The sequence below is a fragment of the Methylobacter sp. BlB1 genome, from assembly GCF_015476545.1.
GTDB lineage: Bacteria > Pseudomonadota > Gammaproteobacteria > Methylococcales > Methylomonadaceae > Methylobacter.
In genome coordinates this window covers 1-25,601 of the sequence record NZ_JADMKV010000021.1, presented here as the reverse complement: position 1 = coordinate 25,601, position 25,601 = coordinate 1, and the positions used below count along the sequence as shown (strand labels likewise).

26 protein-coding genes and 1 tRNA gene are annotated in these 25,601 nt (G+C 50.8%); 23 read left to right on the top strand and 4 right to left on the bottom strand.

Annotation, left to right across the window (positions count from 1 at the left end):
- Positions 1-66: 66 nt before the first annotated feature.
- The 15 genes from IT781_RS10100 (at position 67) to IT781_RS10035 (ending at position 10,217) form a co-directional block, all read left to right on the top strand.
- A tRNA-Ser gene (locus IT781_RS10100) sits at positions 67-154 on the top strand.
- Between the two features lie 163 nt (positions 155-317).
- Complete coding sequence (locus tag IT781_RS10095) at positions 318-1,529, top strand: integrase arm-type DNA-binding domain-containing protein (RefSeq protein ID WP_194970033.1); 1,212 nt, start codon at positions 318-320, stop codon at positions 1,527-1,529.
- 76 nt (positions 1,530-1,605) lie between these two features.
- Complete coding sequence (locus IT781_RS10090; RefSeq protein WP_194970032.1) at positions 1,606-1,851, top strand: AlpA family transcriptional regulator; 246 nt, start codon at positions 1,606-1,608, stop codon at positions 1,849-1,851.
- Positions 1,848-2,522, top strand: a complete 675-nt coding sequence (locus tag IT781_RS10085) for a hypothetical protein (protein WP_194970031.1) — start codon at positions 1,848-1,850, stop codon at positions 2,520-2,522. The genes IT781_RS10090 and IT781_RS10085 overlap by 4 nt, the downstream gene beginning before the upstream one ends.
- The gene (locus IT781_RS10080) at positions 2,519-3,034 is read left to right on the top strand and encodes a hypothetical protein (protein WP_194970030.1); all 516 of its coding nucleotides are present in this window, start codon (positions 2,519-2,521) and stop codon (positions 3,032-3,034) included. The genes IT781_RS10085 and IT781_RS10080 overlap by 4 nt, the downstream gene beginning before the upstream one ends.
- Positions 3,031-3,297, top strand: a complete 267-nt coding sequence (locus IT781_RS10075) for a hypothetical protein (protein WP_194970029.1) — start codon at positions 3,031-3,033, stop codon at positions 3,295-3,297. The genes IT781_RS10080 and IT781_RS10075 overlap by 4 nt, the downstream gene beginning before the upstream one ends.
- Entirely contained in the window at positions 3,278-3,574 is a 297-nt protein-coding gene (locus IT781_RS10070) for a pyocin activator PrtN family protein (RefSeq protein WP_194970028.1), read from the top strand. Before IT781_RS10075 ends, IT781_RS10070 begins: the two co-directional genes overlap by 20 nt.
- Positions 3,571-4,314 carry a hypothetical protein gene (locus IT781_RS22845; protein WP_370526982.1) on the top strand — a complete coding sequence of 248 codons (744 nt, stop codon included), beginning with the start codon at positions 3,571-3,573 and terminating at the stop codon, positions 4,312-4,314. The genes IT781_RS10070 and IT781_RS22845 overlap by 4 nt, the downstream gene beginning before the upstream one ends.
- Complete coding sequence (locus IT781_RS22305) at positions 4,197-4,511, top strand: toprim domain-containing protein (RefSeq protein ID WP_370526979.1); 315 nt, start codon at positions 4,197-4,199, stop codon at positions 4,509-4,511. Before IT781_RS22845 ends, IT781_RS22305 begins: the two co-directional genes overlap by 118 nt.
- Positions 4,508-6,457 (top strand): cell wall-binding protein, encoded by a 1,950-nt coding sequence (locus IT781_RS10060; protein WP_194970027.1) that lies wholly within the window; start codon positions 4,508-4,510, stop codon positions 6,455-6,457. Before IT781_RS22305 ends, IT781_RS10060 begins: the two co-directional genes overlap by 4 nt.
- A gap of 525 nt (positions 6,458-6,982) precedes the next feature.
- On the top strand, positions 6,983-7,507 hold the full coding sequence (locus tag IT781_RS10055) for a hypothetical protein (RefSeq protein ID WP_194970026.1): 525 nt from the start codon (positions 6,983-6,985) through the stop codon (positions 7,505-7,507).
- Positions 7,485-7,844 (top strand): hypothetical protein, encoded by a 360-nt coding sequence (locus tag IT781_RS10050; RefSeq protein ID WP_194970025.1) that lies wholly within the window; start codon positions 7,485-7,487, stop codon positions 7,842-7,844. Before IT781_RS10055 ends, IT781_RS10050 begins: the two co-directional genes overlap by 23 nt.
- Positions 7,845-7,911: 67 nt before the next feature.
- Positions 7,912-8,127: a hypothetical protein gene (locus IT781_RS10045; protein ID WP_194970024.1), complete on the top strand. Its 216-nt coding sequence runs from the start codon at positions 7,912-7,914 to the stop codon at positions 8,125-8,127.
- On the top strand, positions 8,127-9,104 hold the full coding sequence (locus tag IT781_RS10040; protein ID WP_194970023.1) for a hypothetical protein: 978 nt from the start codon (positions 8,127-8,129) through the stop codon (positions 9,102-9,104). Before IT781_RS10045 ends, IT781_RS10040 begins: the two co-directional genes overlap by 1 nt.
- A 696-nt stretch (positions 9,105-9,800) precedes the next feature.
- Complete coding sequence (locus IT781_RS10035; protein ID WP_194970022.1) at positions 9,801-10,217, top strand: hypothetical protein; 417 nt, start codon at positions 9,801-9,803, stop codon at positions 10,215-10,217.
- A gap of 114 nt (positions 10,218-10,331) precedes the next feature.
- Here IT781_RS10035 and IT781_RS10030 read toward each other — a convergent pair whose 3' ends face one another.
- Positions 10,332-10,505, bottom strand: coding sequence for a hypothetical protein (locus IT781_RS10030; protein ID WP_194970021.1), 174 nt, complete (start codon positions 10,503-10,505; stop codon positions 10,332-10,334).
- Positions 10,506-10,989: 484 nt separating this feature from the next.
- Here IT781_RS10030 and IT781_RS10025 point away from each other — a divergent pair, with 484 nt between their 5' ends.
- From IT781_RS10025 to IT781_RS10010, 4 genes are all read left to right on the top strand, one after another.
- Entirely contained in the window at positions 10,990-12,717 is a 1,728-nt protein-coding gene (locus IT781_RS10025; RefSeq protein ID WP_194970020.1) for a di-heme-cytochrome C peroxidase, read from the top strand.
- A gap of 394 nt (positions 12,718-13,111) precedes the next feature.
- Positions 13,112-14,122: a glycosyltransferase family 1 protein gene (locus IT781_RS10020; protein WP_194970019.1), complete on the top strand. Its 1,011-nt coding sequence runs from the start codon at positions 13,112-13,114 to the stop codon at positions 14,120-14,122.
- Positions 14,123-14,235: 113 nt separating this feature from the next.
- Positions 14,236-14,775 carry a hypothetical protein gene (locus IT781_RS10015; protein ID WP_194970018.1) on the top strand — a complete coding sequence of 180 codons (540 nt, stop codon included), beginning with the start codon at positions 14,236-14,238 and terminating at the stop codon, positions 14,773-14,775.
- A 78-nt stretch (positions 14,776-14,853) separates the two neighbouring features.
- Positions 14,854-15,396 carry a DinB family protein gene (locus tag IT781_RS10010; protein WP_194970017.1) on the top strand — a complete coding sequence of 181 codons (543 nt, stop codon included), beginning with the start codon at positions 14,854-14,856 and terminating at the stop codon, positions 15,394-15,396.
- Between the two features lie 47 nt (positions 15,397-15,443).
- Here the strand turns inward: IT781_RS10010 and IT781_RS10005 are convergent, their stop codons facing one another.
- Positions 15,444-16,019: a DUF2452 domain-containing protein gene (locus IT781_RS10005; RefSeq protein WP_228779054.1), complete on the bottom strand. Its 576-nt coding sequence runs from the start codon at positions 16,017-16,019 to the stop codon at positions 15,444-15,446.
- Positions 16,020-16,136: 117 nt separating this feature from the next.
- Positions 16,137-18,104 carry an MBL fold metallo-hydrolase gene (locus IT781_RS10000; protein ID WP_194970016.1) on the bottom strand — a complete coding sequence of 656 codons (1,968 nt, stop codon included), beginning with the start codon at positions 18,102-18,104 and terminating at the stop codon, positions 16,137-16,139.
- A gap of 434 nt (positions 18,105-18,538) precedes the next feature.
- Between IT781_RS10000 and dnaB the strand changes: the two genes are divergently transcribed.
- The 4 genes from dnaB to soxB all read left to right on the top strand — a co-directional run bounded on the left by dnaB (position 18,539) and on the right by soxB (position 24,353).
- Positions 18,539-19,933 carry a replicative DNA helicase gene (gene dnaB, locus IT781_RS09995; protein ID WP_194970015.1) on the top strand — a complete coding sequence of 465 codons (1,395 nt, stop codon included), beginning with the start codon at positions 18,539-18,541 and terminating at the stop codon, positions 19,931-19,933.
- Positions 19,934-19,966: 33 nt separating this feature from the next.
- On the top strand, positions 19,967-21,061 hold the full coding sequence (alr, locus tag IT781_RS09990) for an alanine racemase (RefSeq protein WP_194970014.1): 1,095 nt from the start codon (positions 19,967-19,969) through the stop codon (positions 21,059-21,061).
- A gap of 208 nt (positions 21,062-21,269) precedes the next feature.
- Positions 21,270-22,688, top strand: coding sequence for an MBL fold metallo-hydrolase RNA specificity domain-containing protein (locus IT781_RS09985; RefSeq protein WP_194970013.1), 1,419 nt, complete (start codon positions 21,270-21,272; stop codon positions 22,686-22,688).
- Positions 22,689-22,697: 9 nt separating this feature from the next.
- Positions 22,698-24,353, top strand: coding sequence for a thiosulfohydrolase SoxB (gene soxB, locus IT781_RS09980; RefSeq protein WP_194970012.1), 1,656 nt, complete (start codon positions 22,698-22,700; stop codon positions 24,351-24,353).
- A 451-nt stretch (positions 24,354-24,804) separates the two neighbouring features.
- Here soxB and IT781_RS09975 read toward each other — a convergent pair.
- Positions 24,805-25,601: acyltransferase (locus IT781_RS09975; RefSeq protein WP_194970011.1), on the bottom strand; the 797-nt coding region annotated here is incomplete at its 5' end.

The window sequence follows — 25,601 nt, the reverse complement described above, 5'->3', positions numbered from 1 at the left end:
CATTGCAACAAAACGCAATCTCGATTATCCTTGCCGGCTTCCCATACTCTTGGGTAAAAGATAGCAGGAGAGATGGCCGAGCGGTCGAAGGCGCACGCCTGGAAAGTGTGTATACGGCAACGTATCGAGGGTTCGAATCCCTCTCTCTCCGCCACCTATAAGTTCAACAAGATGCAAACAAGTACATGAAACCCGCAAGCTGTAAGGCTTAGCGGGTTTTTTATTGTCCAATAAAGCACATCAAGATTCATTGACATTCAGTTATAAATGACGGTACAAATGACGGTATATTGTCAAAGTCAGGAGCTTATACCGTCATGCCGCTGTCAGATACCGCCATTCGCAACGCTAAACCTACAGAAAAGCCTTATAAAATGCCGGACGAAAAAGGCATGTATTTGCTTGTCCATCCCAACGGCGGTAAATACTTTCGGCTTGATTATCGCTTTGTTGGCAAGCGTAAAACACTATCATTGGGAGTGTATCCTGATACCAGTTTGAAACAAGCCAGGGAAAGGCGAGATACCGCCAAAAAACAAATAGCTGACGGTATAGACCCAAGCATAACCAGAAAAATTGAAAAAGCCGGTTCCATAGAAAATACCTTTAAAGCTGTAGCTGATGAATTTCTGGAAGCCAATTCAGGAAAGTGGAGCGCATCCCATAAGAAGCACATTAAGGAATGCTTCGAGCGTGACGTTTATCCCTGGCTAGGATCGCGGCCACTGAAAGAGTTATCAGCGGTTGAGGTATTGACTACCCTTCGAAGAATAACAGCGCGCGGCGCTTTAGAAACGGCGGCACGAACAAAACAATTCATCGGCCAGGCTATCCGGTACGGGATCGCCACTGGCAGAGCGGAGCGGGACGTTACGCAGGATTTAAGAGGAGCCTTGCCTTCACCAGTACGCGGCCATTTCCCTGCCATTACTGAGCCAAAACCATTGGGCCAGCTATTGCGAGATATTGATGCTTACACGGGCGATTTTGTGGTAAGAACGGCCCTACAGCTCCAGCCTTTGATATTCGCTCGACCTGCTAATCTGGCGGCAGCCGAATGGGATGAGTTCGACCTGGAAGCGGCAGAGTGGCGCATTGCAGCGGATAAGATGAAGATGAAGGATGCTCACATTGTCCCATTATCCAAGCAGGCTATAGCTTTATTACAGGATATTCACCCGCTGACCGGATCAAAGCGTTATGTATTCGCCAGCAACAAGGGCAAGCGAGGCAATGATCCTCATATCAGCCGGGAATCTATCGGCGCGGCTATACGAAGAATGGGCTATCAAGGGCAGCATACCGCGCATGGATTCCGAACAACGGCCAGTACACTGTTACATGAACAGGGCTTTCATTCAGACATGATCGAGCGGCAACTTTCCCACGCAGAGCGCAACCGGATCAAAGCGGCCTATAACAGAGCGCAACATTTACCAGAGCGCCGAAAAATGATGCAAGCCTGGGCTGATTATCTGGATAGTTTGAAGGCTGGCGCTGATGTGATTCCATTCCGTAAAAACGCCTAAAAATTCTCATGTCTTGGGAAGAAATGACAAAAAATATGTGAATAAATAAGCACCTTATCAACCAATAAGGTGCAACATGAAACACAAGCAACACAAAAAACGCAACAAAGTAACATACGTTCCAACCGCTCTTCCCGCTGAAGGCTTTGTTCGCCTTCCATCTATTCTGGCTGTATTGGGAATCTCGAAAAATACTTTTCTTAACGGAATTAAAGCGGGTAAATACCCGGCTGGTCAGTTATTAGGCCCACGCACACGAGTATGGGCGGTTGCCGATATCCGCGCCGTGTTAGCCGCCATTGAAAGAGGTGAAGCAGCATGATTGCAGCCTATCACCCAGAAGAAACCACCAAGCCAAGCCGCATCAATCGTCGCCGAAAGAAGCGATGGAGAAAAACTGGCTTGACGAATTTTTATCAGGCTACTATTCTTATTTTGCTTTCGCAAAAAACGAAAGTCGGGCTGGTCCCCCGTGAATCTCTGGCGGTAGCCGCATTATGCGGTTTTTTTATGCGCATTTTTTTATGCGCAAAGCTCAATTCTTCATTATGTCGGATTGTGCGAGGCACTCTTCGGAGTGGCCGGTTCCAGAGACCGGTAGGACCAACCTTGTACAGTCCGGCACCCATGATTGGTCTCATGATGCCGGGTTTAAAAACCTTTTCTCTGGAGTCAATCATGACTAATCACGCCCAAAATCCAAGTCCAGCTCAAACCGAGCAAACCAATAAACCCAATATCGATCTAAGTCACCGCGTATGTGTCAACGTGGAAGGCAATTTTTTCAATCTGTACCACACAATGCAACCAGCCTTGCAGCGCGCCGCCGCAATAGCTGATTTGATTGAAGTCGCTTGTGAGTTAAGCGACAAATCCGCTTTCTCGCCAGATACCCTTTGGCGAGCTGCTCAAGCCATTCGCTTTGAGATCCAAGACGCTCAAGCTCTGCTAGATGCTTATTACCCTGCTAGAGAAGCGGAGGCGCAGCAATGAGCCAAAACAGATCACTCCATATTGAAATAACCAGCGACCGGCGCGCCAAACCGCTCGCCATCGTTAAAAACTTTCCGGGACTGGATGCCGAAATGTATTCGGACAATCTACGGAAGATGGCCGCCCAGTTAATTCAGGCCGCCGATGACATGGATGCTTTAAATTCGGAGCAACCCCAAACCATCAGCATTGATGATCTTATGGTCAAACAGGAGCAGGAGCGAGGAATTGATCCTTTGCCGCTGGAGCCTGAATTATTGCTTGATCGCATTGCCCAAGGTGGCCATTCCGGTCAATTCCTGGCTGATGCCTTCCTGAGCACCTATCGAACAGACAAACCCTTCCTACATAGCCTGGGCGAGCTGATCCACTTGGACGCAGAAGGATTCCGACTATTTCATGAAATCCTGCATATGCGTCACGTTCCAGGCTGGAGTGACGATGCCCTTTATCATGTCGAGCTGCAAATCAAATCCATTTTGAAGTTTTCCAGAATGGAGGCGGCACAATGATAAACGCAGACTTTGTGCAGTTTAAGATCGAAAAGATTAATGAATGCAACAACGCAATATCTACTATTGCTAGAGTGTTAAGTGAATTAATCAAAGATGATGATTGCGGCAATGAAATCACAAAAGATATTAAAAATAACTACATCAAAGGCGGTTTACTGGATGCAATTAAAGTAGCGGCTGATGCTTCAGATACGGCGGCTGGATGGATAGAAAGGGAAATAAATAAACAAGGAGGTGATCATGACCGATCACCAGATTAACAACAACGTGAAACCGTCCACTGTGTTTGCACTCATGTATGAGTTCGGCAGCGCGCACATTCCGGTTACTGCTGTAGCGAAAAAATACTTCGGCTATGACGAAAACACAGCTAATCGATACGCCAGGCAATCAAAATTCCCTTTCCCTGTATTCAGGCTTGGCGGCCAAGGTACGCAATGGATGGTCGATGCAGTCGAGTTTGCCGCTTATCTGGACAAGGTCAAGGAAAAGGCAAAGAAACAGTTTAAAGAAGCTAAACTGGAGGTGGGTAAATGAGTCTTAAACCCATTTCGAGTTTTTTAATTTCCTTGGATACGGCCGCGCGTGAAGCTTGCGCTGATTTAGGTGTTCAATTTAGATCAGTGCCAGCCGATGGTCTGTTTCATCCGGCTGATTTAGTGGACGATCATCGAGGCCGTGGCGATGGCCGTATTATGATTTTTCAAGATCGCCAGGGTGGCATCGTCTGGAATCACAAAGGCGAACATAAAGCCTTTTTTGTTGATCGTAAAGGCGGCGCGCCGGTTATCACCGAAGAACGGCAGCGGATCAGGGACGAACAGGAACGCCGAGACCGAGAAAGGAAAGCCAGGCAAGACAAAACAGCCAAGCGAGCGGCAAGCATTTTTAAAGCTGCCGAACTTGCGCCGTTAGACCATTCCTATCTGTTAAAAAAATGCATTAAAGCGCATAGGGCGCGCATTGCTGATTGGTGCAGAACCTTTCAGGATGGTACCGGAAAGCATCAAAAATTAACCATCGAAAATACACTGTTGATTCCCATGTACAACGAGCATTGGAAGCTTCGTAATCTTCAAGGAATATTCCCCCAAGAATCACCTGAACTTGGACGAGGCAAAGACTTTCTACCAGGCGGGGAGCTGTCCGGCCTGTTCTGGTGGATCGGAGAAAAAGCGATACCGTCTGTATTGCTGAAGGCTTCGCCACAGCGGCAACACTACACGAGGAAACCGGCTATCGGGTTTATATTGCGTTCACGGCTAATAATCTATTAGCCGTTGGGCGCATTGTCCGTAAGCATTTACCCGATGTAAAAATCATCTTCTGTGCTGATAACGACCTGAAAACAAAAGGAAATCCCGGATTAACCAAAGCCAACGAAGCCGCCGCGGCTGTCGGTGGCTTTGTGTCGTTTCCGCCTATCGCTGGCGATTTTAACGACTATGCAATTCAAATGCAGGGGGCACAATGACTAATAAAACGGAAAAGCCGGTTTTAGAGATCGTTAAAGGCGCGACCAAACCGACTACCAAGAAAACTGGCGGCAGCGGACCAGGTAAAGAGGCCGCACAACACTTTGGCGACTATGCAATCATTTCAAACGCTTTTCACCAAATCAAATCAGTTAGAACCGGACCAGATGGACAAGGGTTTGTTGAGATTCCGCTTTGTGATTTTGTCTGTCAGATCATCGAGGAAGTGACTCAGGATGATGGCTTACAGGATCAGTCATTCTTACGGATCGAGGGCCGAAGGAAAGACGGCTTATCGCTGCCTATGGTTGATGTGCCGGCCAATAAGTTTTATTCAACCCAAGCCAATTGGGTGAATGAGCATTATGGAACCTTAGCCTTTGTCTATCCAGGCGCATCAAAGCGGGATAACTTGCGCGCCGCCATTCATCTCTATTCAAAACTGCAAGGTGATGTTCCCAGGCGGCGTGTGTTCCGTTATACAGGCTGGAAACGGATCAACGACCAATGGCACTATTTAACCGGATCAGGCGCTATTACGGCCAGTGGCTTGCATGAAAATGTCCAAGTCGACTTAGGAGCTGGACATATGAGCCGCTATGCCTTGCCTGCTCCATGTAACTTGCAGCAAGTTAAAGAGGTATTGCCCATTGTTCTAAGGTTGCTGGCTATTTGTCCAGGCAAGCCACACATTGGCGCAGCATTATTGGCCACTGTTGCGCGAGCGCCGTTGGGCGAGTGTCACCCAACAGACTTTGCCTTGTTTATTCACGGCGTAACTGGCGCTAAAAAATCAGCTATCACGGCCATTCCTTTGGCCTTTTTTGGCGATTTCAACGCGCGGCGCTTTCCTGCCAATTTCAGCGATACAGATAACGACCTTGAGGCCAAGGCGTTTCAAGTCAAAGATGGAATCTTTGTCATAGATGACTTCAAGCCTTCGGTGAATCAATCGGAAGCGGCCAAAGTACACGCCAAAGCGGAACGCTTAATTCGAAATACTGGCAACCAGGCCGGGAGAGGAAGGCGCGGTTCGGATATGCAAGCCAAGGCCGCGCCGTATAACAGATCAATGACGTTAATCACAGGCGAGGACTTGCCCAAAGGTCAAAGCTTATTGGGTAGGCTGTTGATTCTGGAATTAACCCGCGCCGATGTGGATACTAACACATTGACTAAGTTACAGGAAGTCGCAGAAGCGGGGCAGTTGGCTAGATTCATGGCCGCTTATCTGCAATGGCTGGCCCCGCGCCTGGACGATCTTAAAAAGCAATTCCCGCAAGCAGTCACATCCTTTCGCAATGCCGCCATCCGTGATGGCTTCGCAACTTCCCATCCCCGCGCCCCAGAGATTTACGCCAATTTGGTAGCAGGGGCTGAGCTTTTATTGGACTTCATGACCGATATCGGCGCACTCGACAGCGAAACCAGCAGCGGCACCATGTTGGACATTGAGCGATATCTTCAGGGGGCGTTCACTGAGCAGGCAGCCTATCAGCATGAACAGGATGAAGTGGAACGATTCCTTGAGCTGTTGCGCGCTTCATTTGCCAGCGGCAACGCCCATATTGCTTGCCGTTTGAACCAGGGCCCTCCGCCTTCCCGGCCTCATGCTTGGGGCTGGCGGTCTGATGTGGTCGATATGGCAGGAGACAAAATCTATAAGCCTACTGGCGACTGTATCGGCTGGTATTGCGACAAACAGCGGGAAGTTTGGCTTGAACAGAACGCCGCCTTTGCTGTTGCCCAACGATTAGCCAAGATGCAAGGGGATGCTTTCCTGTTATCACCGCCCAGTCTTTGGCGGCGTATGGGAGAAAAGGGATTGGTTCTAGCAACAGAGGCGCGCGCAAATGGAACCAAGCAGCTAAACGTCAAGCGCGTAATCGGCGGCAGAAGCAAGCGGGTAATGATCCTTTCCGCCGATTTGATCGAGTCTGGATAAACAAAAAAATATAGGGGTTATATAAATTTTTGAGGGAGTTGAGGGAGATATAGTTCTATCCCTTATCTATCAAGGCTTACAAGCTCCCTCAACAGTAAAAATAATAAGGGAGACTCCCTCAAATTTGAGGGAGACAAAAACACCAGGCATAAACAAAGAATCAGGCTATTTAAATGGATAACTCCGAAAAGAAGGCAGATTTGAGGGAGATATTGAGTCATTTGAGGGAAATCTCCCTCACGTTTTTAGCGGTTGAGGGAGCTTGGAAGCCGCGCCGCTTCTGGGATTGAAGGCGATCTCCCTCAATTCCCTCAATTCTGAGAGGTAGGGGGGGGAATATTTTTACAAAAACATATCTCCACCGATTCCCCTTCTCTTTATATATGGCAAGGGGGGGGTAAGTGTTGGGTCCCTCTTTAGAGGGTTTAGTACGGGTAGAACGAACCTCGCTTTTTCACTAATGACGGGAAACTCATAAAGGGGTTCCTATCCTAATTTATTGTTATATATCATGAGATTAAATATATGATTGATTTTTCAATACCATGTTCACAAAAGAAATTCGCAGAGTTAATTGGCGTTTCAGATAGATCAGTAAGAGATATGGCCGCAAGGGGCATTATTGGGCCGGATCAAACGTTGAGAGAATGGCTACTTGGTTATTGTTCACATTTGCGCGAACAAGCCGCTGGAAGAGCGGGAAATGATAATAGCCTTGCAGCCGCTAGAACTAGATTAGCAAACGCCCAAGAGGAAAGAATCAACATGCAAAACGCTATTACCAGGCGTGAATATGGACCAATTGAGGCGCTTGAGCTGGGCCTGTCTGATGTAATGGCAAGGGTAGCGGCGCAACTTGATACGATACCGGGTAAATTAAGGTTGGCATCTGATAGGCTAACCGCCGATGATCTTAACCTAGTTTCCAGTGTCATTGCTAACGTCAGAAATGAGATAGCCGACATGGACATAGACTGGTTTGACGATGTAACGGATGATGATTTCGTAAATAACGAGCAGGATAGGTATGAGATCAATAAGCCAGCTTGAAACGCTCCATGATTGCCTAGTAGCTAATCTACAGATTCCAGACAACACCAAACAATGGCTCATTGATTCATTAGAACATTGGCTAAATGGCGAAAGCCTACCGGATGCCTTTGGAATATTTGATAACAGCGAAGAACGCAAACAGCGCCGAGATTTAGCACTAAAAGATTATGCCAATACATTAGACGGTTCAATCTGGTCAAAGGCTGGCATTATTGCCAAACAGGTAGACTTATTAAGACAGCACCGAAAGTGTAATCCAATTATAAGCACCATAGACAAGATTAACCCTATCCCTGAATCGCAAAGGCAAATTTATAATATACTGAAATATTGATATATATAAATTTCAATTACTTATGTGGAAAATATAATCATAATTTTTCACATAGGAGCGATTAACAATGGCATTGCATGTTATCCCTGACACGGGATCAGTTTTATTTTTTGAAAAACCAAAAGGCTCAAACAATTACAGCGAGTTTCGTCATATTCCGGTTGTCGGCTGGATTATCGACGACAAAAACGCAGAAGCCCAACCGGTTATATATCCGCCCATCAAAAACGGTAACACGCTGGTATTCAAAACACCGGACGGTACTTTTGCGGAGGTTAAATAGTGGTTGCATCAGTAAGAGAAATTCCAGAACTTAAACTTCTTAATCTTCTGAAACCCAGCGAACACCGGCGCGTATTCGGTGATTTTTTCGCATTACGGCAAGGTCTACAGCCTCTCACACCTCATCCAATAGCGCAGGAGCTATCAAGCAGAACTGGAGATGATTACAAAATAGTTAGCATAGAACGTGCCTTTGTTGCTGCTAGGTCAATCTCATCATCTGACCTGCCAGCAGTATTGGCCCATGCTATACGCTATGTACCGATGCCGAAATTCGAGCCGGTACATAGAAAATTCTGCAAAATAGATCCAGTGCAGGATTTCAAGGACGTTGAATATATCGCTGGCCTGGATGATTTGCCAGTACAGGAAGCGGCGGAACTGGAAGAAATCCACGGGCAGCCAGTTGAATTTGAGATGCCCATCAATGCTAAATTAAAGCACCTAAGAACGCGCTTAACGGTTTCTAGACATGTTTGGATAAACAATCAAAAATGGCTATCGAGTGCTATTAACGCCATGAGAACGGCACTCTATCGCAAAGAGGCGGCTTTAACATACGCAGCACTTGAAGCAGCCACACCAGCGATCACAATACCTGGCTCTAACCTTGCTGATGTTGAGACAGCTCTTGAGAATTTCAGAGCATTAACAACCAGCACCGGCGAGCTGATTGGGGCAGAACCTAAATTCTTTATTTGTCCTGCGTCAAATGAAGTTGCTGCAAAAATAAGAGTTAAACATTCTGGCTTAGACATTGAAGTAATAGGAAGATCAGGATTAACAGCCAGTTACTTGTTGCCAGATCCAGAACAACATTCTTCTATAACATTGCAAGTATTAGATGAAAAAGGATTGCCACTAATTGAAACAAACAAGCCAGATTTCAGAGGTGATGACGTAGCCATATTGGACGGGACACATGACGTTAATGCGGTTTTCACTTCTGGACTGTGTGTTGTTAAGTTGACCGCTTAAAATTTTAAAAATTTCCATTCGTCCATGGAGAAATGCGTTGCCGACTACGCATCCTCGTTAAAAGTGTCGGATAGAGGCCGCCTTACGAAAGTTTGGCGGCTTTTTTATGCCTGGTGTTTTTCAGCTTGATTGTTTCATGAATGTAGCGCGTAACATAGGCAAAATTGCCCGCTACCGAAACGGCGTAACAAACAGGGGTGCGGGGTAAAAAGTTGAGCAAGGCTAAGTCTGTGACGGTATAAATGACGGTATATTTAAAAAAACGATAATACAAAAGCATTGATAATAGCGGCCTGTAGAGTGCTGTTCGATTGTCTCTCTCATTAAGATTCAAACAGATTCAGGTAGGATGCGGTCAGGCACGAACCGCATCCTACCGCGCTCAAACTCTAATTTATCAGTATTCCTACTTATAGAAATCCGACCAGAACTATATACAATGGCCGCCTACATAAGAAATCCAGCTTGGCTCAATATCAATAAATATCGCATCAAGTCAAGCCGCCCTTTGCACTAGCGCTCCGCTAGAATCCGCTTATTTTAGTAGTTAGTTAATGGTAACGAGAAGAGAGACGATGTCTTGGATTGCCTGAGTTTCAGGATATTGGTGTAAAACGCTTCGTTTTATACCTTTCTATCTCATGGAGGGGACAATTTGTTTCACTTGTGTCAACTTAACTTAAGAGGAAAAAAGCAATGAACAAACGTATTAGTTTCGTCCCTGCATTAGCCCTTGTTATGGTTGTGTTATCAGTTCCCACCCTAGCGACTGCGGTGACGACTATCGATGTGGTAGATGAAGCTCGCCTTGTTGGGAGGGCCGCCGTCATGTCAGTTGAGATCACTTGTGATTTGGGTGCTAATAGTTTCCTCGCTGGCACAACTGGGATAATCATTCAACGTACTAGATCCAATGTTATTATTGGAAGTGGCGATTTGGATCAGACACCAATAGATTGCGATGGTACACCTCAGACATTCCAAATCGCTGTATCGAGCGCCAGATTCCGTCCAGGTCCGGCCACCGCGCAAGCGTCTACCATCGTCTGCAATCGCACTCCTTTCACTTGCGAGTCCGCACAAGACTCAGAAGAGATACAACTTGTTGAATAATTAGGATAACTAAGGAAGGGGAGATAGCGATATTTCCTCTTTTCAACTGTTGCTTAATTATGACCTTGCCGCAAGTGCATTGCTTCAGTATCTAGCTGAGCTTCGCATCTATGTTCAATTTTCTTCCAACTCCACCCAGTCAATCTGTTTTTCAACGATTGTGCTCAATTCCTGCTGTCCCAGCGATTCGACCATCTTGAGTTCTGAGCTTATTTGTTCCAACTGTTCCAGATGCGCCACCAACTCGAATAGATCGGTTTGATTTGTATTTTTCTTGCGTTTCCTCATGTTTCTTCGTATCAACACCCGGTGTAGTATCAGGGCGCTAATCTTACTGCCAAATCGCTTTTGAGATAAGGGCAAAGAGCAGAATTGATCATTCTAAATTTCAAACAGGCTTGCGTAAGTCTTGGTTATTTAAGGTTTCGATTAGCCGCTATCGGCCAGAATGAGCCAGTTTCAACTCTCGAAATAACGCTGGAGTGATTGCTGAGCATCTGAGATCAGGCTGAAATGCAGAACTGTAAAAATATTTTGATGGCCGAGATGGAGTGACTGTCCCCATCGTCGCTGTCAGCCATTGCTCATGCTTATAGTCATCATTTATTGACACTGTGTCATCGGGTGCCCATAATCGGCCGCCGCTGGGCGTAACGGACAACTGAATTTTTTATTTTCCATCCTCCAAGCATTTCTGCTTCAGATTCTGGACTCGTTTGTCCGCCATGCTTCGTATGGCTCTTGACAGATTTCACATGATCGAGGATCAAACATGCAATTTCATAATTTTAAAATCGGCCTTTTCGCCGCATTGCTGTCCGGCTTAGGCCAAGCCGGAGTTTCGATTGCCGCGGTGGATGATGCAGGTAAGGACAACCATAACCTGAATGCCCCCTTTTACCTGAATCAAAACTGGAATGACGAAGAACGGCGCAGTTTCTATTTCACGCCGCAAGGATCTTACCTTCTGCCCTATGAGTGGTTTCTGGCGCTGGAACAGCCCGATAAAGACGAGCTGTTCATCAACCCAAAATACATCGAGCAGTTCGGTTATCTTGCCGATGACGAGCCCTATACGCCCAGCAATCCAGATGGATTGCCGATCGGATTCGCCAGGGAACCGGCAGACAATGGCGAGGCTTGGGTCGGCATGACTTGCGCCGCCTGTCATACCGGCGAAATCCGTTACCGGGGCCAGACTATCCGCATCGATGGCGCGCCGACGCTGGGCGATTTCACCATGTTTTTGAAGAGCCTGATCCAGGCGTTGCGTGTGACGCTGGAACAGCCGGAGAAATTCGATCGCTTCGCCCAGGCTATATTGACCGATCCCACAGGCGCTGCCAAGGCTGCATTGCAGGCGCGAGTATCCGACCAACTGACTTGGCTGGAGCAGTACGACGCGCGCAGCACGCCCACGCATCCATACGGTTATGGCCGCGTCGATGCGTTCGGCATCATCATGAACGAAGTCTTTGGCCGCGATCTGCAACAGCCGGACAATGTCCGCGTACCCGATGCGCCGGTCAGTTATCCATTCCTGTGGACCTCGCCGCGGCTGGACTGGGTTCAATGGAACGGATCGGCCAATAATCCGTTTGGCCGCAATGTCGGGGAGGTGCTGGGCGTATTCGGGCACGTCAATCTGACCGGTTCGCTTGCCGAGTTGGGCAAGAGCACGGCAAGGCCGAGAGAGCTGTTTGAACTCGAGAAACGGATAGGCAGCCTGACATCGCCTAAATGGCCGGTATTGGCGCTGGGCCCGATCGATAGCGAAAAGGCCGCCCGCGGGCGCGTGTTGTATTCGACATCGCGCGGCGGCGAGCCTAGCTGCGAGGCCTGTCATTCATTGCCGGATGCGAACGGGTTCTATCCGATGACGCCGGCGGACGAGAACTTATTCGGCGTCAGCTTTATCGAAACGCAAATGACCCCGCTCGATGAGATCGGCACCGATCCGGCAACGTCGCTAAACTTTGCCACCCGCAAAGCGAACACCGGCAGTCTGGCGCCGTTACTGCCGGCGCCTTTCACCGACGCAACGGAGCTTCCAGCGCCGGTGTTATTGTCGACACTGGTCGGCATGGCCGTATCCAACGGCATCGCCGATGCCTATCCGCCGTTCAGCCCCGCGGAAAAAGCTGAGCTGATCGGCTACCGGCTCAAGGCGCAGGGCTTGCCTCCGTATAAGCCGAAAAATCTGCTTGCCTATCGCGCCCGCCCGCTGGATGGCATCTGGGCAACCGCACCGTATCTCCATAACGGCTCGGTGCCGAATCTGTACCAATTGCTGTTGCCGCCTAGTGAACGTCGGAAAATGTTCTATGTAGGAAGCCACGAGTTTGATCCGCAAGCAGTCGGTTTTCGTTCGAAACCGGGCCAGCATGCCTTCAAATTCGATGCGAGCCTGCCCGGCAACCTGAACACGGGGCATTATTATGGAACCGATCTTACCGATGACGAGCGCTGGGATCTGATCGAGTTTCTGAAGACTTTATAGCACCTCAGGGAGTGACGTGCAGGTACCGCCGGGCCTGCATGTCACTGGTGTTGTCATTGGCGCAGGTGCCTTGTACCGAGTCGCAGTGCGCGCCGGCCCAAAAAGATGCACTCAGGCCGGTCCGCATGAGCCATGTTTTCCGGAAAAATCAGGGAGGATCGAGGCCGTGCTTTTTGTGCATTCGGCAAATCTTGCCTTCAAACAGCCACGCGAGATCAGGGCATCTCTTTGTTCCAGCACAAAAAGCTTTTTACCGGCACGATTTTCATTAAACGGTCATATTCACGCTATAGCATTGAAATTTTGCAACTTACGTTTTTGACTAGAAACCTATGGTTTTAGATTAAGGACTTGCACGGTTGGCAGCTATCGGCAGATAACATCCGGGAACTTTATGACATTGAGAATTGCGTTTATCAGCGATGCATGGCATCCACAAATAAATGGCGTTGTGACGACCATATCAAACACCTGCGCAACCTTGGAACGGTCGGGGCATCGGATCAAGCTCATTACCCCCGATCAATTCAAGACAATTCCCTGTCCGACTTATCCTTCCATCCGGTTGGCGCTTGGCTGTTACAAAAAATTGAAAACTCAGCTGGATGAGTTCAAACCTCAACGCATTCACATTGCCACGGAAGGACCATTGGGAATCGCGGCAAGGCGATATTGCCTTAGCCGGAATCTGGCATTTACCACGTCGTTTCATACCTTATTTGCAGAATACGTCAACTTGCGCTTTAAAATTCCTGTCTCGTGGGGCTACGGCTTTCTGCGCTGGTTTCATGCGCCGGCAAGAAAGATCATGGTGGCTTCGCCCTCCGTAGAATCGGATCTGATTGCCAGGGGATTCAAAAACAGCATGGTCCGTTGGTCTCGCGGCGTGGATACCGATCTTTATTACCCAAGGGATAAAGCTTTCTTATCACTGTCTCGCCCCATATCGATGTTTGTCGGAAGAGTCGCTGTTGAAAAGAACATCGATGCTTTTTTATCCGCTGATCTTTCAGGAACAAAAATTGTGGTGGGGGATGGGCCGCTGCTGAAAGAGCTCAAAGCCAGATTCCCTGAAGCGGTTTTTGTCGGTTTTCAGACGGGTGAACACTTGGCCAGCTATATAGCTGCCGCGGATGTATTTGTTTTCCCCAGTCGCACTGATACTTTCGGCATCGTCATGCTGGAGGCGTTAGCCAGTGGCATACCTGTTGCGGCTTTTCCGGTAAGTGGACCCATGGATGTGATTACCAGCGATAAAGTAGGAAGGCTTGATCATGATTTAAAAAAGGCCATTGCTGAGGCTTTGCAATTAGATGCGGAAGACTGTCGAAATTACGCCTTGAACTATTCCTGGGCTAATTGCACCGAGCAATTTTTTAATAATCTTGTCCCGGTTTCGGACTAGTCCGAATAATGAATGTTGGCGAATTGGACTAACATCATTGCTGCGTTGCTTTTCATGCCAAAAGCAGAGAAGATATGCGGAAATTTTAGAAATATTATTTAAAAGGAATTTGCATGAGCATAGAGACAAAACACCTTTTCATCGAGGAGATTCTCTCGGAGTGGAAGAGCAGGATTGGAGATGACTACCCCAGCTATAGAGGGCATGTATACCGCGTATTCAATTTCTGCTTGGCGCTTCGTTCCTGCACGGAAGAAGAAAAATCAAAACTGGCTATCGCGGCATGCTTCCACGATATCGGAATCTGGTCAGACCATACGATGGACTATATCTCGCCATCGGTCGCTCAGGCAAAACAGTATCTATCCAATGCAGGGCTTCAGGCTTGGTCTGATGAAATTGGCTTAATGGTCGAATTTCACCATAAAGTACGCACTTATGGCGATGAGCGTTATCCCCTGGTTGAGCTGTTCCGAAAGGGCGATCTCGTTGATTTTTCACTTGGTTTCTTCACATTCGGACTTCCGAGGCGCTATATCAGGCAGGTCAAGAAAGCCATACCGAACAGTGGATTTCATAAATTTCTCATGCAAGGGGCAACAGACTGGTTCTCCGAACACCCGCTAAGCCCGCCGCCTTTTATGAAGTGGTAGCACAGCCAAGTCATTCAAGCCGATACTGCTTTGCGGTTCGGCTTAATGTCGAATATTATTTCCTTTAGGAGAATCTCTGTGAGCCGTACCAACTCTATCTGCCTGATGGTGGAGTACAACGAATGGATGAATGCCAGACTGTATGGGGCTGCCATAAACCTGCCCATCGAAGAGCTTAACGCCAATAGAAACGCATTCTTCGGCTCCATTCTCGGAACACTTAACCATTTGGTCGTTGCAGACACCATTTGGCTGAAGCGCTTCGCAACCCATCCTGCCAATTATGCAGCACTCGATATGATACGAGATCTGCCAACCCCAATAAGCCTTGATCAGATGCTCTTTACAGACATTCAAAGCCTTTCAAAACACCGGAAGTTGCTTGATCAGACCATCATGGAATGGGCGCATTCGGTTGCCGAACATGATCTGGGCTACGTCCTGAGTTATTCAAATATGAAAGGCATACCCGCGCAGAAGAACTTTTTCAGCCTTGTCATGCATTTCTTCAACCATCAGACCCACCATCGTGGCCAGGCAACGACTCTTCTCTCGCAAGCCGGTGTCGATGTCGGAGTCACGGATTTGCTCGCTCTCATTCCCAATGAAACCGTGGCATAATTTATTTACGAATTCCTGGAGTGATCATTAAAAAAGCCGGCAATCATTTAGGGCGATTGTGTTTGGGTTGGCAACATCTTCTTTCGCGCCTGATTAAAACTCAGTCCGCTAATTCCGCCTTTTTGCATGGATTGCCCCAGGGAATGGGCCAGTGCCGAAGCCAGTACGCGCGAATAGAAGGGCAAGGCCGCTATGTAAACAGGCAGTATGTCGTCAATGTATTCAGCCGTTTTCAGTTTTTGATCGAAGCGCTCCCGCTGCTGCGTGATTTCCGCCATGAGCTGCCGGTCGCCCCGGCATTGCTCCGATAATTCCAGCGTCCAGGTCAGATCCGCTTGCAATTGGCAGGCGCCGATAAACTGACCGTATTTTGAAGGCGACCACTCTTCAGGCGCGATCAGAGAAAGCCCATACATCCCATCCTTCCGGTATAGCCAGTAAGTCCGGCCGACAACCGGTTTGAATTTGATCCGGCTGTTCAGCACGAAAAGCGAGGTGAACAGTTCATTGGCTATCTGCAGGATGTCCTTGGCAGGTACGGTCAGTCCTTTTTGGATCTGCATCAGGCTTTCCAGAGTCGGAACGAGCCCTTTGCCCTGAGGGTTCAGAGATTTGGCAGTCATAGGTTATAAAGTAGTCATTCGGTGATGTTAAGCGAGGCTTTTTACCACGAAGAGCATGAAGAAAAAATAGATAATTTCGCGGCCTTCGGGGTTTTTAATGATTGCCGTAACGCCATTTCAAGCTTGTTTGCGGATGTCCTGCAGACTGTCCTTCGGCGGCATGACGACGCGCGAGCAAGCGTCGGTCAGTTCCTGGTAAACCGTTTCGGGATTGGTCTCGTAACGCCTGGAAAAATGGAACGGCACCAGTTGCCGGACATCGGCGGCGGTTGCGATCCGGCCGCAGGCCTTTGTTGTCAGATGGCCAGTCCTGCGCGCCTGTTCGCGGTCGGCTTCGAGGAAAGTGGATTCGCAGAACAAGATGTCGGCATTGCGGGCCAAGGCGGTCAGGGCGCTTCGATTAGCTTCCGTGTCGGCCAGATCGGTCGCATAGACCAGTTTTTCGCCGGGCGTGACGGTCACGAGCCGGGCGCCGAGTTCTGCCGCCTTCCGGCTGGTATGGTCGGGCAATAGGATCTGCGCCTCTTTATCGCCTTCGGCCAGGCATTGCTTGAGTCGGTTAAGCCAGGGGCCGGCGCTCAGGCCATGGGCTTTTAGAGCGGTCTGGTCCACATTGAGTCTGGCCTTGCTCTCAAAGGCATAGGCCTGCACCGGTGTGCCGTGATCGAGGGTGATCGTGCGGACGCTGAACACCGGATCGTCCACGAGCAGGCCGTCAGTGATGCGGATTTCCGGCAACTCTTCACGGTCTTGACAACCGGCCTGGATGCGCGCCCGTAGCAACTGGCCGCCATGCACTTCGGCGATTTCGAAAACCGGCCCGGTATCACCGATACGGTCCCAGAGAAATCCGCTGATCAGCCCTTGAATGTGGTTGATCAAGCCGGGCGGACCGAACAGTTTGCAGGCGGGAAACCCGCCGACGCGGGAGCGCAACAGCCAGAGAAAGCCGCCGATATGGTCGATATGGGCATGGCTGATGAACACATCGCTGATTTGATGGGCAATGCGGGCCGGCAGCCTGCCCGAATCGCCCAAATCAAACAGCAGGCTCCGCTGTTGCTGGCGCAATCGCAGATGCAGCAGCGGATCGTCGAAGACGCCATTGACCAGCGCCGCATAGGCGCCGATCAGTTTGGCAACCGGGCGCGGGCCGCCGCTGTAGTTGGTCGTCGGATAAGGCAGGATATCGGTCGGCGGCAGGTATTGCAGCGCACTGGATGAAAACGGTTCGGCGCTGCCGAGTAGGCCGTTTTTTTCGGTGCGCGCATCGCGCAGCAGCAAAATATCGGTTGTTGCCGAGGCGGCAGGCAGTCGGACATTTAGCTTCCCGTCCTGCAGGGCGACGATCTCGCCGATGGCCACGGTACGGTCGGCGTCGATGAAGGCGCATTGGCGGCCCGGCCAGGCATCGGGCACGTCAACGGGCGGCGGAGCGCCGATCAGCCGAATGTCGGACAGGTTTAGCGTTGTTTCATGCGCGGCGTTGAGATAGGCCCGCCATGTCCTGGTTCTGTTTCGGGTACGGGCCTTTTTGCCGGGCCGGCGAGCCTCGGGATGGGCATGAACCGCCATGACGCGAACCGGCAGCGCCAGCAGTTCGTTCAGCAACGGCACCTGTTTGGACTGCCGCCCCAGCATCAGCACGGTATCGATGCTCACTAATTCGACCATGCCGGGCAGCAGCTCCGAGCCGGCAATGCCCCGGATCACGCCCGGCGCATCGATCAGCAGCAGGCCGGGCGGCGCTTGACTGCTCAGCCTGTTTACGGCCGTTATCAGCGGCAGGCGGAAGCGGCCCGCATCGAGCGTGCACAGAGCTTCAAAAGCCAGCACTTGCCAGCCGGACGCCTGCCATTGTCCCAGCGACACGGTGCCGGGCAGGCCGAAGCCGGGTGATCCAGGGTCGGCAGTAATGCCGGAGCAGGCCAGGCCGTGAGAGGCGATGATGCGCGCCAGCTCGGCGGTCAGTGTGGATTTGCCGATGCCGGTTTCTCCGCACAGCAAAATCCGCTGTCCGCCAGCCAATAGCCGGTCAGCGAGTTCTGAAGGTTGATAGGGCAATAACGGCAATGAATGGGGCATGGCGATTACCTGGCGGGATCGGTTTGAAGCTATTGACAATGGCGACTGCCGTCCGTTCGGGCGGCAACCTCGGCATCGCCGGCTTTCATGTAGCACCCCAACCGATTAAAGCTATTTTAAGCGGCAAGCTTTAAACTCTGCGTATTTTGCTGACGGATGGGCTTGAAGACCGGTGATAAACAAAGAAGGCAGCGTGCTTCCGGCAAATAATTCGGTAAGTGCATGAAGCCAAACTGGTCTATAATATCCCTTTCTTCAAAGAAGGAAATGTCGGAATTCAATGATATGGCACAGGCTATCACTGACAATCAGCCCTCTCGCTACCTTATCGTTATTTTGGCTATTCCTTATTTTTTCCGCGCATTGTCTGAAATTTTCAGACCTGCCTGTCCTTGAGTAAGCACCTTTGATTAACATTTTTAGCGCTGTGGATTATGCCCGAAAATTATTCTTATGACCGTGATTACGCTCTGGATGCCCTGAAAGTCCCGCCCAATTCCATCCAGGCCGAGCAGTCGGTACTGGGCGGATTGATGCTGGATAATCAAACCTGGGATTCAGTCGCGGATAAAATAGTAGAGACTGATTTTTACAGGAAAGATCATCGGCTGATTTTCAGGGCCATCGCGCAACTGGCCGAAAAACAGATTCCTTTCGACGTCATTACGCTATCCGAAGCGCTGGATGCCATAGGCGAACTGGAAAATGCCGGCGGTTTGGCCTATCTGGGCATGCTCGCCAGAGACACGCCCAGCGCCGCCAATATCGTCGCTTATGCCAACATCGTCAGAGACCGCTCGGTTTTGCGGCAGCTGATCCATGTTGGCACCAATATTTCCGATTCGGCGTTTAACCCTGAAGGCCGCGATACGGCCGAGCTGCTCGAAAACGCCGAGCGCCAAGTCTTCGAAATCGCAGAACAAAAGCAGCGCGGGCAGGGCGGCTTTCAGTCGATCAAGACCTTGCTGGCGACAGCCGTCGACAAGATCGAAACGCTGTTCGAACAGGAAGGCAACATCACCGGCGCCAGCACCGGCTTTGCCGATTTCGATGAAATGACGTCGGGCTTGCAGTCGTCCGATTTGATCATCGTGGCCGGCCGACCGTCGATGGGCAAGACCACGATCGCCATGAACATGGCCGAGAACATCGCCATCAAGGGCGACAAGCCGGTGGCCGTGTTCAGTATGGAAATGCCCGGCGATTCATTGGCCATGCGTATGATGTCGTCCCTGGGCCGCATCGACCAGCACAAGGTCAGAACCGGCAAGCTCGATGACGACGAATGGCCGCGCCTGACTTCCGCGATCAATCTGCTGGCCGAAACCAAACTGTTCATCGACGATACGCCGGCCCTGACGCCGACTGAAGTGCGTTCCCGGGCCAGACGGCTCGTACGCGAGCATGGGCCATTGGGCCTGATCGTGATCGACTATTTGCAGCTCATGCAGTCTCCCGCCAGCGGCGACAACCGCGTGCAGCAGATTTCCGATATCTCCCGAGGGCTCAAAGCTCTGGCCAAGGAACTGGAAGTGCCGGTCATCGCCCTGTCCCAGCTCAACCGTAACCTGGAACAGCGCCCGAACAAGCGGCCGGTGATGTCGGATCTGCGTGAATCGGGCGGTATCGAGCAGGACGCCGACTTGATCGTGTTCGTATACCGCGATGAAGTCTACAACCCGGACAGCCCGGACAAAGGCATTGCCGAGATCATCATCGGCAAGCAGCGTAACGGTCCTATCGGCACAGTCAGGCTGACCTTCCTCGGGCAATACACGCGTTTTGAAAACTTTGCCGGCAATCCCTATGGCGATGACGACTATGAATAACCACAAAAATGACCGGTACCCGGGAGGGTATGAATGACAGCAGCAGCCTACGCGGTACTTGATTTGAATGCGTTTCAGCATAATCTGGCGAAAGTGCACAGCTGCGCGCCCGGCGCCAAAGTCATGGCGGTCGTCAAGGCGAACGGTTATGGCCACGGCGTACTGCGTATCGCCGAAGCCCTGCAAGGCGCCGATGCCTTTGCCGTGGCTCGTGTCGACGAAGGCATTCGCCTGCGCAAGGCCGGATTCGGCAACAGGATCGCCGTTCTGGAAGGTTTTACCCGCGCCTCAGAGGTGGACGATCTGCTGGAGTACCAGCTGGAACCGCTGCTGCATTCCCTTTATCAACTCGACATCCTCGAAGACCGGAAAGAGCAGGAAGCGCTGACGGCCTGGCTGAAAATCGACACCGGCATGAACCGGCTGGGCTTTAAAGCCAAGGATCTTATTGCTGTCTACGAGCGTTTGCAGCATTGCGCCATCCTCAGGCATCCGGTTAACCTAGTGACGCATCTGGCCAGTGCTGACGATAAAAATGACGATAAAACGCTGAAACAGATCCGCCTGTTCAATGAGACCGTGGCCTCCTTGCCCGGCCAGCGCAGCATCGCCAACTCGGCCGGCATCTTGGGCTGGCGGGAGTCATTGACCGACTGGGTGCGCCCTGGCGTCATGCTCTATGGCATTTCCCCGTTCCCCGGCAGCACGGGACAGGAATTGGGGCTCAAACCGGTCATGAGCCTGCACTCGCGGCTGATCGCGGTCAAGCCGGTTCTGGAAGGCGAAACTGTCGGTTATGGCGGCGGCTGGATGTGCAAAAAAAATACGACGCTGGGCGTGGTGGCCATAGGTTACGGCGACGGCTACCCGCGCTATGCCAAACCCGGAACGCCGGTGCTGGTCAACGGCAAGCGCGTGCCGCTGATCGGCCGGGTATCCATGGACATGATTACCGTCGATCTGGCCACTCAGCCGGACGCAAAACCCGGCGATCCAGTGACCTTGTGGGGCGAGGGATTGGCTGTTGAGGAAATCGCCCGATGCGCCGATACCATTCCTTATACGCTGGTGTGCGGCATCACGCCGCGCGTACAGATTATTGAAGGCGCACCAGACCATAAAAAATAGCTGGTGCAGCTCAGCTTCGGGTCGAATACCCTAAAGGGCACAAGTGAATTCGACCCTACACGCGCATCATGCGGCCGGGCGATTTTAGTTTTTGACATTGAGGTTGCGTCAAGCTGCAGCTTGGCTGGCTTGGAGAAGTTCGCTATATCGCCGAAAAATTGATTCCTGCATAATATCGCTTCTTAATATCAAGGTCGCGAAAGTCGGCATGAATCACCCATCCTATCCGTTAATCCTGCATCATGGCGCCGTTACCGGCGTAACGGGCTCCTGCCATGAGTTGCAGATCGACCAGGCCAATTCCGTGCTGATCGACTGCGGCTTATTCCAGGGCCTGGAAGCCTCGCCGGGCGGCGCCAATTACAACCGCCTGGCTATCGATTTTCCGATTGCGTCCGTGCGGGCGTTGCTGATTACGCATTGCCACGCCGATCATGTCGGGCGGATTCCCTATCTGATGGCGGCGGGTTTTCAAGGGCCGATTTATTGCTCCGAATTGACGGTTGAGCTATTGCCGCTGGTGATGAGAGATGCCGTGGAAGTCGGTTTGGCGCTCGATAAAGAGCTGGCGCGTCAGTTTCTGGATGTGCTGAAGAGCCAGATCGTTGCTGTGCCTTATGGCCGCTGGCAGACGGTTCCGTTAGCGGGAGACGGCAGCGCCAGGCTCCGGGTCAGATTCAAACCGGCCGGGCATATTCTGGGTTCGGCCTATATCGAATGCGATGTCGAAACGCCATCCGCCAGGCAGCGCGTTGTCTTCTCCGGCGATCTGGGAGGCCCCTACACGCCTTTACTGGCGGCGCCGAAGTCGCCTTATCAGGCCGATGTGCTGGTGCTGGAAAGCACTTATGGCGACAGAAAACACGTCAATCGACGCCGGCGAAAAGTCCTGCTGAAGCAGCACATCAAGCGCTGTATGAAAAACAGCGGCGTGATCCTGATACCGTCCTTCAGCATCGAACGCACACAGGAACTGCTGTATGAGTTTGAAGACATCATCCATCACAGCCGAAGTGAGCCCGTGGCGAAAGGATTGACCTGGGGCGAGATCGAAATCATTGTCGATTCGCCGCTGGCCAACAAATTCACGCAGGCCTACAGAAAGCTGAAAGCCTTCTGGGACGCCGAGGCCCGCGCCAGGGTCAACGCCGGTCGCCATCCGCTGTCGTTTGAACAATTAACGACCATCAACAGCCATCAGGATCATCTGGATGCGCTTTCCTATTTAAAACGCACGGCCAATCCATGCATCGTGCTGGCCGCCAGCGGCATGAGCAGCGGCGGTCGCATGCTCAATTATCTGAAAGCCCTGATCGAAGACCCGCGAACGGACATTCTGCTCGCCGGCTTTCAGGCCGAGGGCACGCCCGGGAGAACTATTCAGCAAAATGGGCCGGTGCATGGTCAGGTCGAACTGGATAGCCAGATTTATACGATCAATGCCGGCGTTTATACGTTAGACGGCTACTCCGCGCATGCGGATCAGGATTCGCTGGTCCGTTTTGTCACTCGCATGCGCAAAAAGCCGCAGGAAATCAGGCTCGTGCATGGCGAGCCAGAGGCCAAGCAAACCTTGCAGCGTTTGCTGCAGCAGAAAGTGCCTGACTGTCGGGTCATTATTCCTTAATATGTTTGCATGAATCGCCGTCATTTCCTTCAATGCCTGACCTTGCTTGGGCTGTCGGGCTGCACTGGCCGACCTGCCGAGCTGTATGATCTGCCTGAATTCGGCAATGCGACACTGCTGCACTTTACCGATTGCCATGCCCAGCTGCTGCCGATCTATTTCAGAGAGCCTGCGGTCAATATCGGCGTTGGCGAAAGCAAGAACAAGCCGCCGCACTTGACCGGCCGGCAATTTCTCGATTTTTACGGCATCAAGCCCGGCAGCGCCGAAGCTTATGCCTTCACGTATCTGGATTTCGCTGAAATGGCTGCTGTGTACGGAAAAATGGGCGGCTTTGCGCATCTGGCGACATTAATCAAGCAGATCCGGCAGGTGCGCGGCCATGAAAATACACTGTTGCTGGATGGCGGCGACAGCTGGCAGGGTTCGGCCACGGCCTTATGGACCAAAGGGCAGGATATGGTCGATGCCTCGAATCTGCTCGGCGTCGATATCATGACGGGGCATTGGGAGTTCACATACGGCAGCCGGCAGGTGCTGGACAATATTGCCCGGTTCCGGGGCGAATTCATCGCGCAGAATATCGCCCTGACCGAGGAGGCGCAGTTTGGCGGCGATGCCGAAACCGATGCCGTCTTCAAGCCGTATGTCATCAAAGCCTTCAGGCAGGGCAGGGTTGCCGTTATCGGCCAGGCTTTCCCTTATACGCCGATTGCCAATCCAAAGCGATTCACGCCGGACTGGCAGTTCGGCGTTCACGAGCAAAAGCTGCAGCGGACCATTAATCACATCAAGGCCGCCAAGGAGGCCGACGCGATCGTGCTGCTGTCCCACAACGGCGCGCCGGTCGACCTGAAACTGGCATCGCGCGTATCGGGCCTTGATGTGATTCTCGGCGGTCATATCCATGATGCCTTGCCGAAGCCCATACCGGTCAAAAATGCCGGCGGGACAACCTGGGTTACAAATGCCGGCAGCCACGGCAAATTTCTGGCTGTGCTGGATTTGGATATTCAGCCCGGCCGGCTTAGGGATCTGCGTTATCGCCTATTGCCGGTGTTCTCGAACCTGCTGGAACCGGACAAGGACATGCAGGCGCTGATCGATACCGTCAGGCAGCCTTATTTAGCGCAATTACAGCGGCCGCTGGGGATCACCGATGATCTGCTTTATCGGCGCGACACGTTTTGCGGCACGTTCGATCAGTTGATTCTGGATGCCCAGCTCGCGGTCAACGATGCACAGATTGCTTTGTCGCCGGGCTTCCGCTGGGGCACGTCGCTGCTGCCTGGGCAGACCATCACCTTCGAGGATGTCATGAGCCAGACTGCGATTACTTATCCTGAAACCTATGTCAGAACCCTGACGGGTCGGGAACTGAAAGCGATTCTGGAGGATGTCGCCGACAATTTGTTCAATAAGGATCCTTATTATCAGCAGGGCGGCGATATGGTCAGGGTGGGGGGCATGACCTTTGCTTGCGATCCCGAAGCGGAATTCGGCCGGCGGATCAGCCGCATGCGGCTGGCCAACGGAGAGGCTTGTGCGGCGGACAGGTCATATAAAATTACTGGCTGGGCCAGCGTAGGGCAGGCTGATACGGGAAGGCCGGTTTGGGATGTGGTTACTGACTATTTGCTTGATAGAAAGACGGTCGAGGTTTGATAAGGAAAGATTAGCCTTGTTTTAAATGCTCAGTGTAAAGCGACTGACCAAAGCATTCTCATTGATAAAAAAATTCCAACTATTGGTCAGATCTTACGCAAGGACTATTTTGAGCGATGAATTCTTCAGCTGCTGGATGAGGTGATTTTCCAGCAAGCCCCGCCTGAGTTGATAGGCTGTGCGACCGGTTTGGTCCGCTAAGCGCTTAAGCCGAACCCGAACCCGAACCAGGAAGGCGCCGCCGATGTGATGTGGCTATACTACACTGCATAAATCGTCGATTGTTACTGCATTTTGTTAGATTTCTTTGGACAGTAAAAAACACGAAGCCTTATGGACTTGTGGGTTTTTGTACAACCTTGGATCAGGTTGTATTTGGAATTGGGGAGGCGGCGGGAATTGAACCGATATTCTCCATGCACACCTTTACCCAGAAAACTTACAATTATGACTAATTATTTTTCAGCACAGTTTCAAGTTTATCCACTGCTTTTTCATTCAAACAGCTATCAGCGTCCTTCCTAAATAAGCGCATCCACAGTCTGGTCTCGAACACACGACTGAAAGCCCAGGCAAATAGGATGGAAGATCCACCGCCAAAAATAAGTAGCACAACAAATGATAAATCTCGCGATATTTGGATAATTTTCAATTCTACTATTAAGTGAAAAACGAATGCCAATATCGGGATGTGAATCAGATATAAGGAGTAAGAAAACCCGCCCATGGAAACAAGCATTTTATTTTCAACGGCCTTACGCAGCCAGTTCGTATTGCTCAGCGATGAAAAACCTATCAAAAGCAGGGCTGTTACAACACCAAACAATGGATCAATTTTATAAACATTATTGAAAAAATATCGGAAATTATCTCTGCTAAAGATACGGTATTCCCATACAAACATTGAAAACGCAAATGCGCAAACCATAAACAGCAGCCATATTTTCCACTTGAATACTTTCATTCGATGCTCGCTATTTTCACCGAACGAAAACCATGCCGCGACAATGCCCATGGTAAATAGAAATACAAAATACGCCGAATTCATGACAGCCATTTTATGTTCAACAAAGAATGCCGGCGGATGAAATGAAAGCCACGTTAGAAAAGCAGCCAAGCAGCAACTAAACAGGAAGAATACTTTAACGCCTAAGCTTCTGAGAATAAAAATAAAAAAAGGGAAAAAGAAGGGCCGTAGGATAATGGTATGGACTCCTCCTCTTCCCTGCGGCATCACGATGTGCCAAA

Excerpts from the sequence above, each read along its gene's own strand:
- IT781_RS10095 (WP_194970033.1), top strand. The coding sequence starts at position 318 with ATGCCGCTGTCAGATACCGCCATTCGCAACGCTAAACCTACAGAAAAG.
- IT781_RS10090 (WP_194970032.1), top strand. The coding sequence starts at position 1,606 with ATGAAACACAAGCAACACAAAAAACGCAACAAAGTAACATACGTTCCA.
- IT781_RS10085 (WP_194970031.1), top strand. The coding sequence starts at position 1,848 with ATGATTGCAGCCTATCACCCAGAAGAAACCACCAAGCCAAGCCGCATC.
- IT781_RS10080 (WP_194970030.1), top strand. The coding sequence starts at position 2,519 with ATGAGCCAAAACAGATCACTCCATATTGAAATAACCAGCGACCGGCGC.
- IT781_RS10075 (WP_194970029.1), top strand. The coding sequence starts at position 3,031 with ATGATAAACGCAGACTTTGTGCAGTTTAAGATCGAAAAGATTAATGAA.
- IT781_RS10070 (WP_194970028.1), top strand. The coding sequence starts at position 3,278 with ATGACCGATCACCAGATTAACAACAACGTGAAACCGTCCACTGTGTTT.
- IT781_RS22845 (WP_370526982.1), top strand. The coding sequence starts at position 3,571 with ATGAGTCTTAAACCCATTTCGAGTTTTTTAATTTCCTTGGATACGGCC.
- IT781_RS10060 (WP_194970027.1), top strand. The coding sequence starts at position 4,508 with ATGACTAATAAAACGGAAAAGCCGGTTTTAGAGATCGTTAAAGGCGCG.
- IT781_RS10055 (WP_194970026.1), top strand. The coding sequence starts at position 6,983 with ATGATTGATTTTTCAATACCATGTTCACAAAAGAAATTCGCAGAGTTA.
- IT781_RS10050 (WP_194970025.1), top strand. The coding sequence starts at position 7,485 with ATGAGATCAATAAGCCAGCTTGAAACGCTCCATGATTGCCTAGTAGCT.
- IT781_RS10045 (WP_194970024.1), top strand. The coding sequence starts at position 7,912 with ATGGCATTGCATGTTATCCCTGACACGGGATCAGTTTTATTTTTTGAA.
- IT781_RS10035 (WP_194970022.1), top strand. The coding sequence starts at position 9,801 with ATGAACAAACGTATTAGTTTCGTCCCTGCATTAGCCCTTGTTATGGTT.
- IT781_RS10030 (WP_194970021.1), bottom strand. The coding sequence starts at position 10,505 with ATGAGGAAACGCAAGAAAAATACAAATCAAACCGATCTATTCGAGTTG.
- IT781_RS10025 (WP_194970020.1), top strand. The coding sequence starts at position 10,990 with ATGCAATTTCATAATTTTAAAATCGGCCTTTTCGCCGCATTGCTGTCC.
- IT781_RS10020 (WP_194970019.1), top strand. The coding sequence starts at position 13,112 with ATGACATTGAGAATTGCGTTTATCAGCGATGCATGGCATCCACAAATA.
- IT781_RS10015 (WP_194970018.1), top strand. The coding sequence starts at position 14,236 with ATGAGCATAGAGACAAAACACCTTTTCATCGAGGAGATTCTCTCGGAG.
- IT781_RS10005 (WP_228779054.1), bottom strand. The coding sequence starts at position 16,019 with ATGACTGCCAAATCTCTGAACCCTCAGGGCAAAGGGCTCGTTCCGACT.
- IT781_RS10000 (WP_194970016.1), bottom strand. The coding sequence starts at position 18,104 with ATGCCCCATTCATTGCCGTTATTGCCCTATCAACCTTCAGAACTCGCT.
- dnaB (WP_194970015.1), top strand. The coding sequence starts at position 18,539 with ATGCCCGAAAATTATTCTTATGACCGTGATTACGCTCTGGATGCCCTG.
- alr (WP_194970014.1), top strand. The coding sequence starts at position 19,967 with ATGACAGCAGCAGCCTACGCGGTACTTGATTTGAATGCGTTTCAGCAT.
- IT781_RS09985 (WP_194970013.1), top strand. The coding sequence starts at position 21,270 with ATGAATCACCCATCCTATCCGTTAATCCTGCATCATGGCGCCGTTACC.
- soxB (WP_194970012.1), top strand. The coding sequence starts at position 22,698 with ATGAATCGCCGTCATTTCCTTCAATGCCTGACCTTGCTTGGGCTGTCG.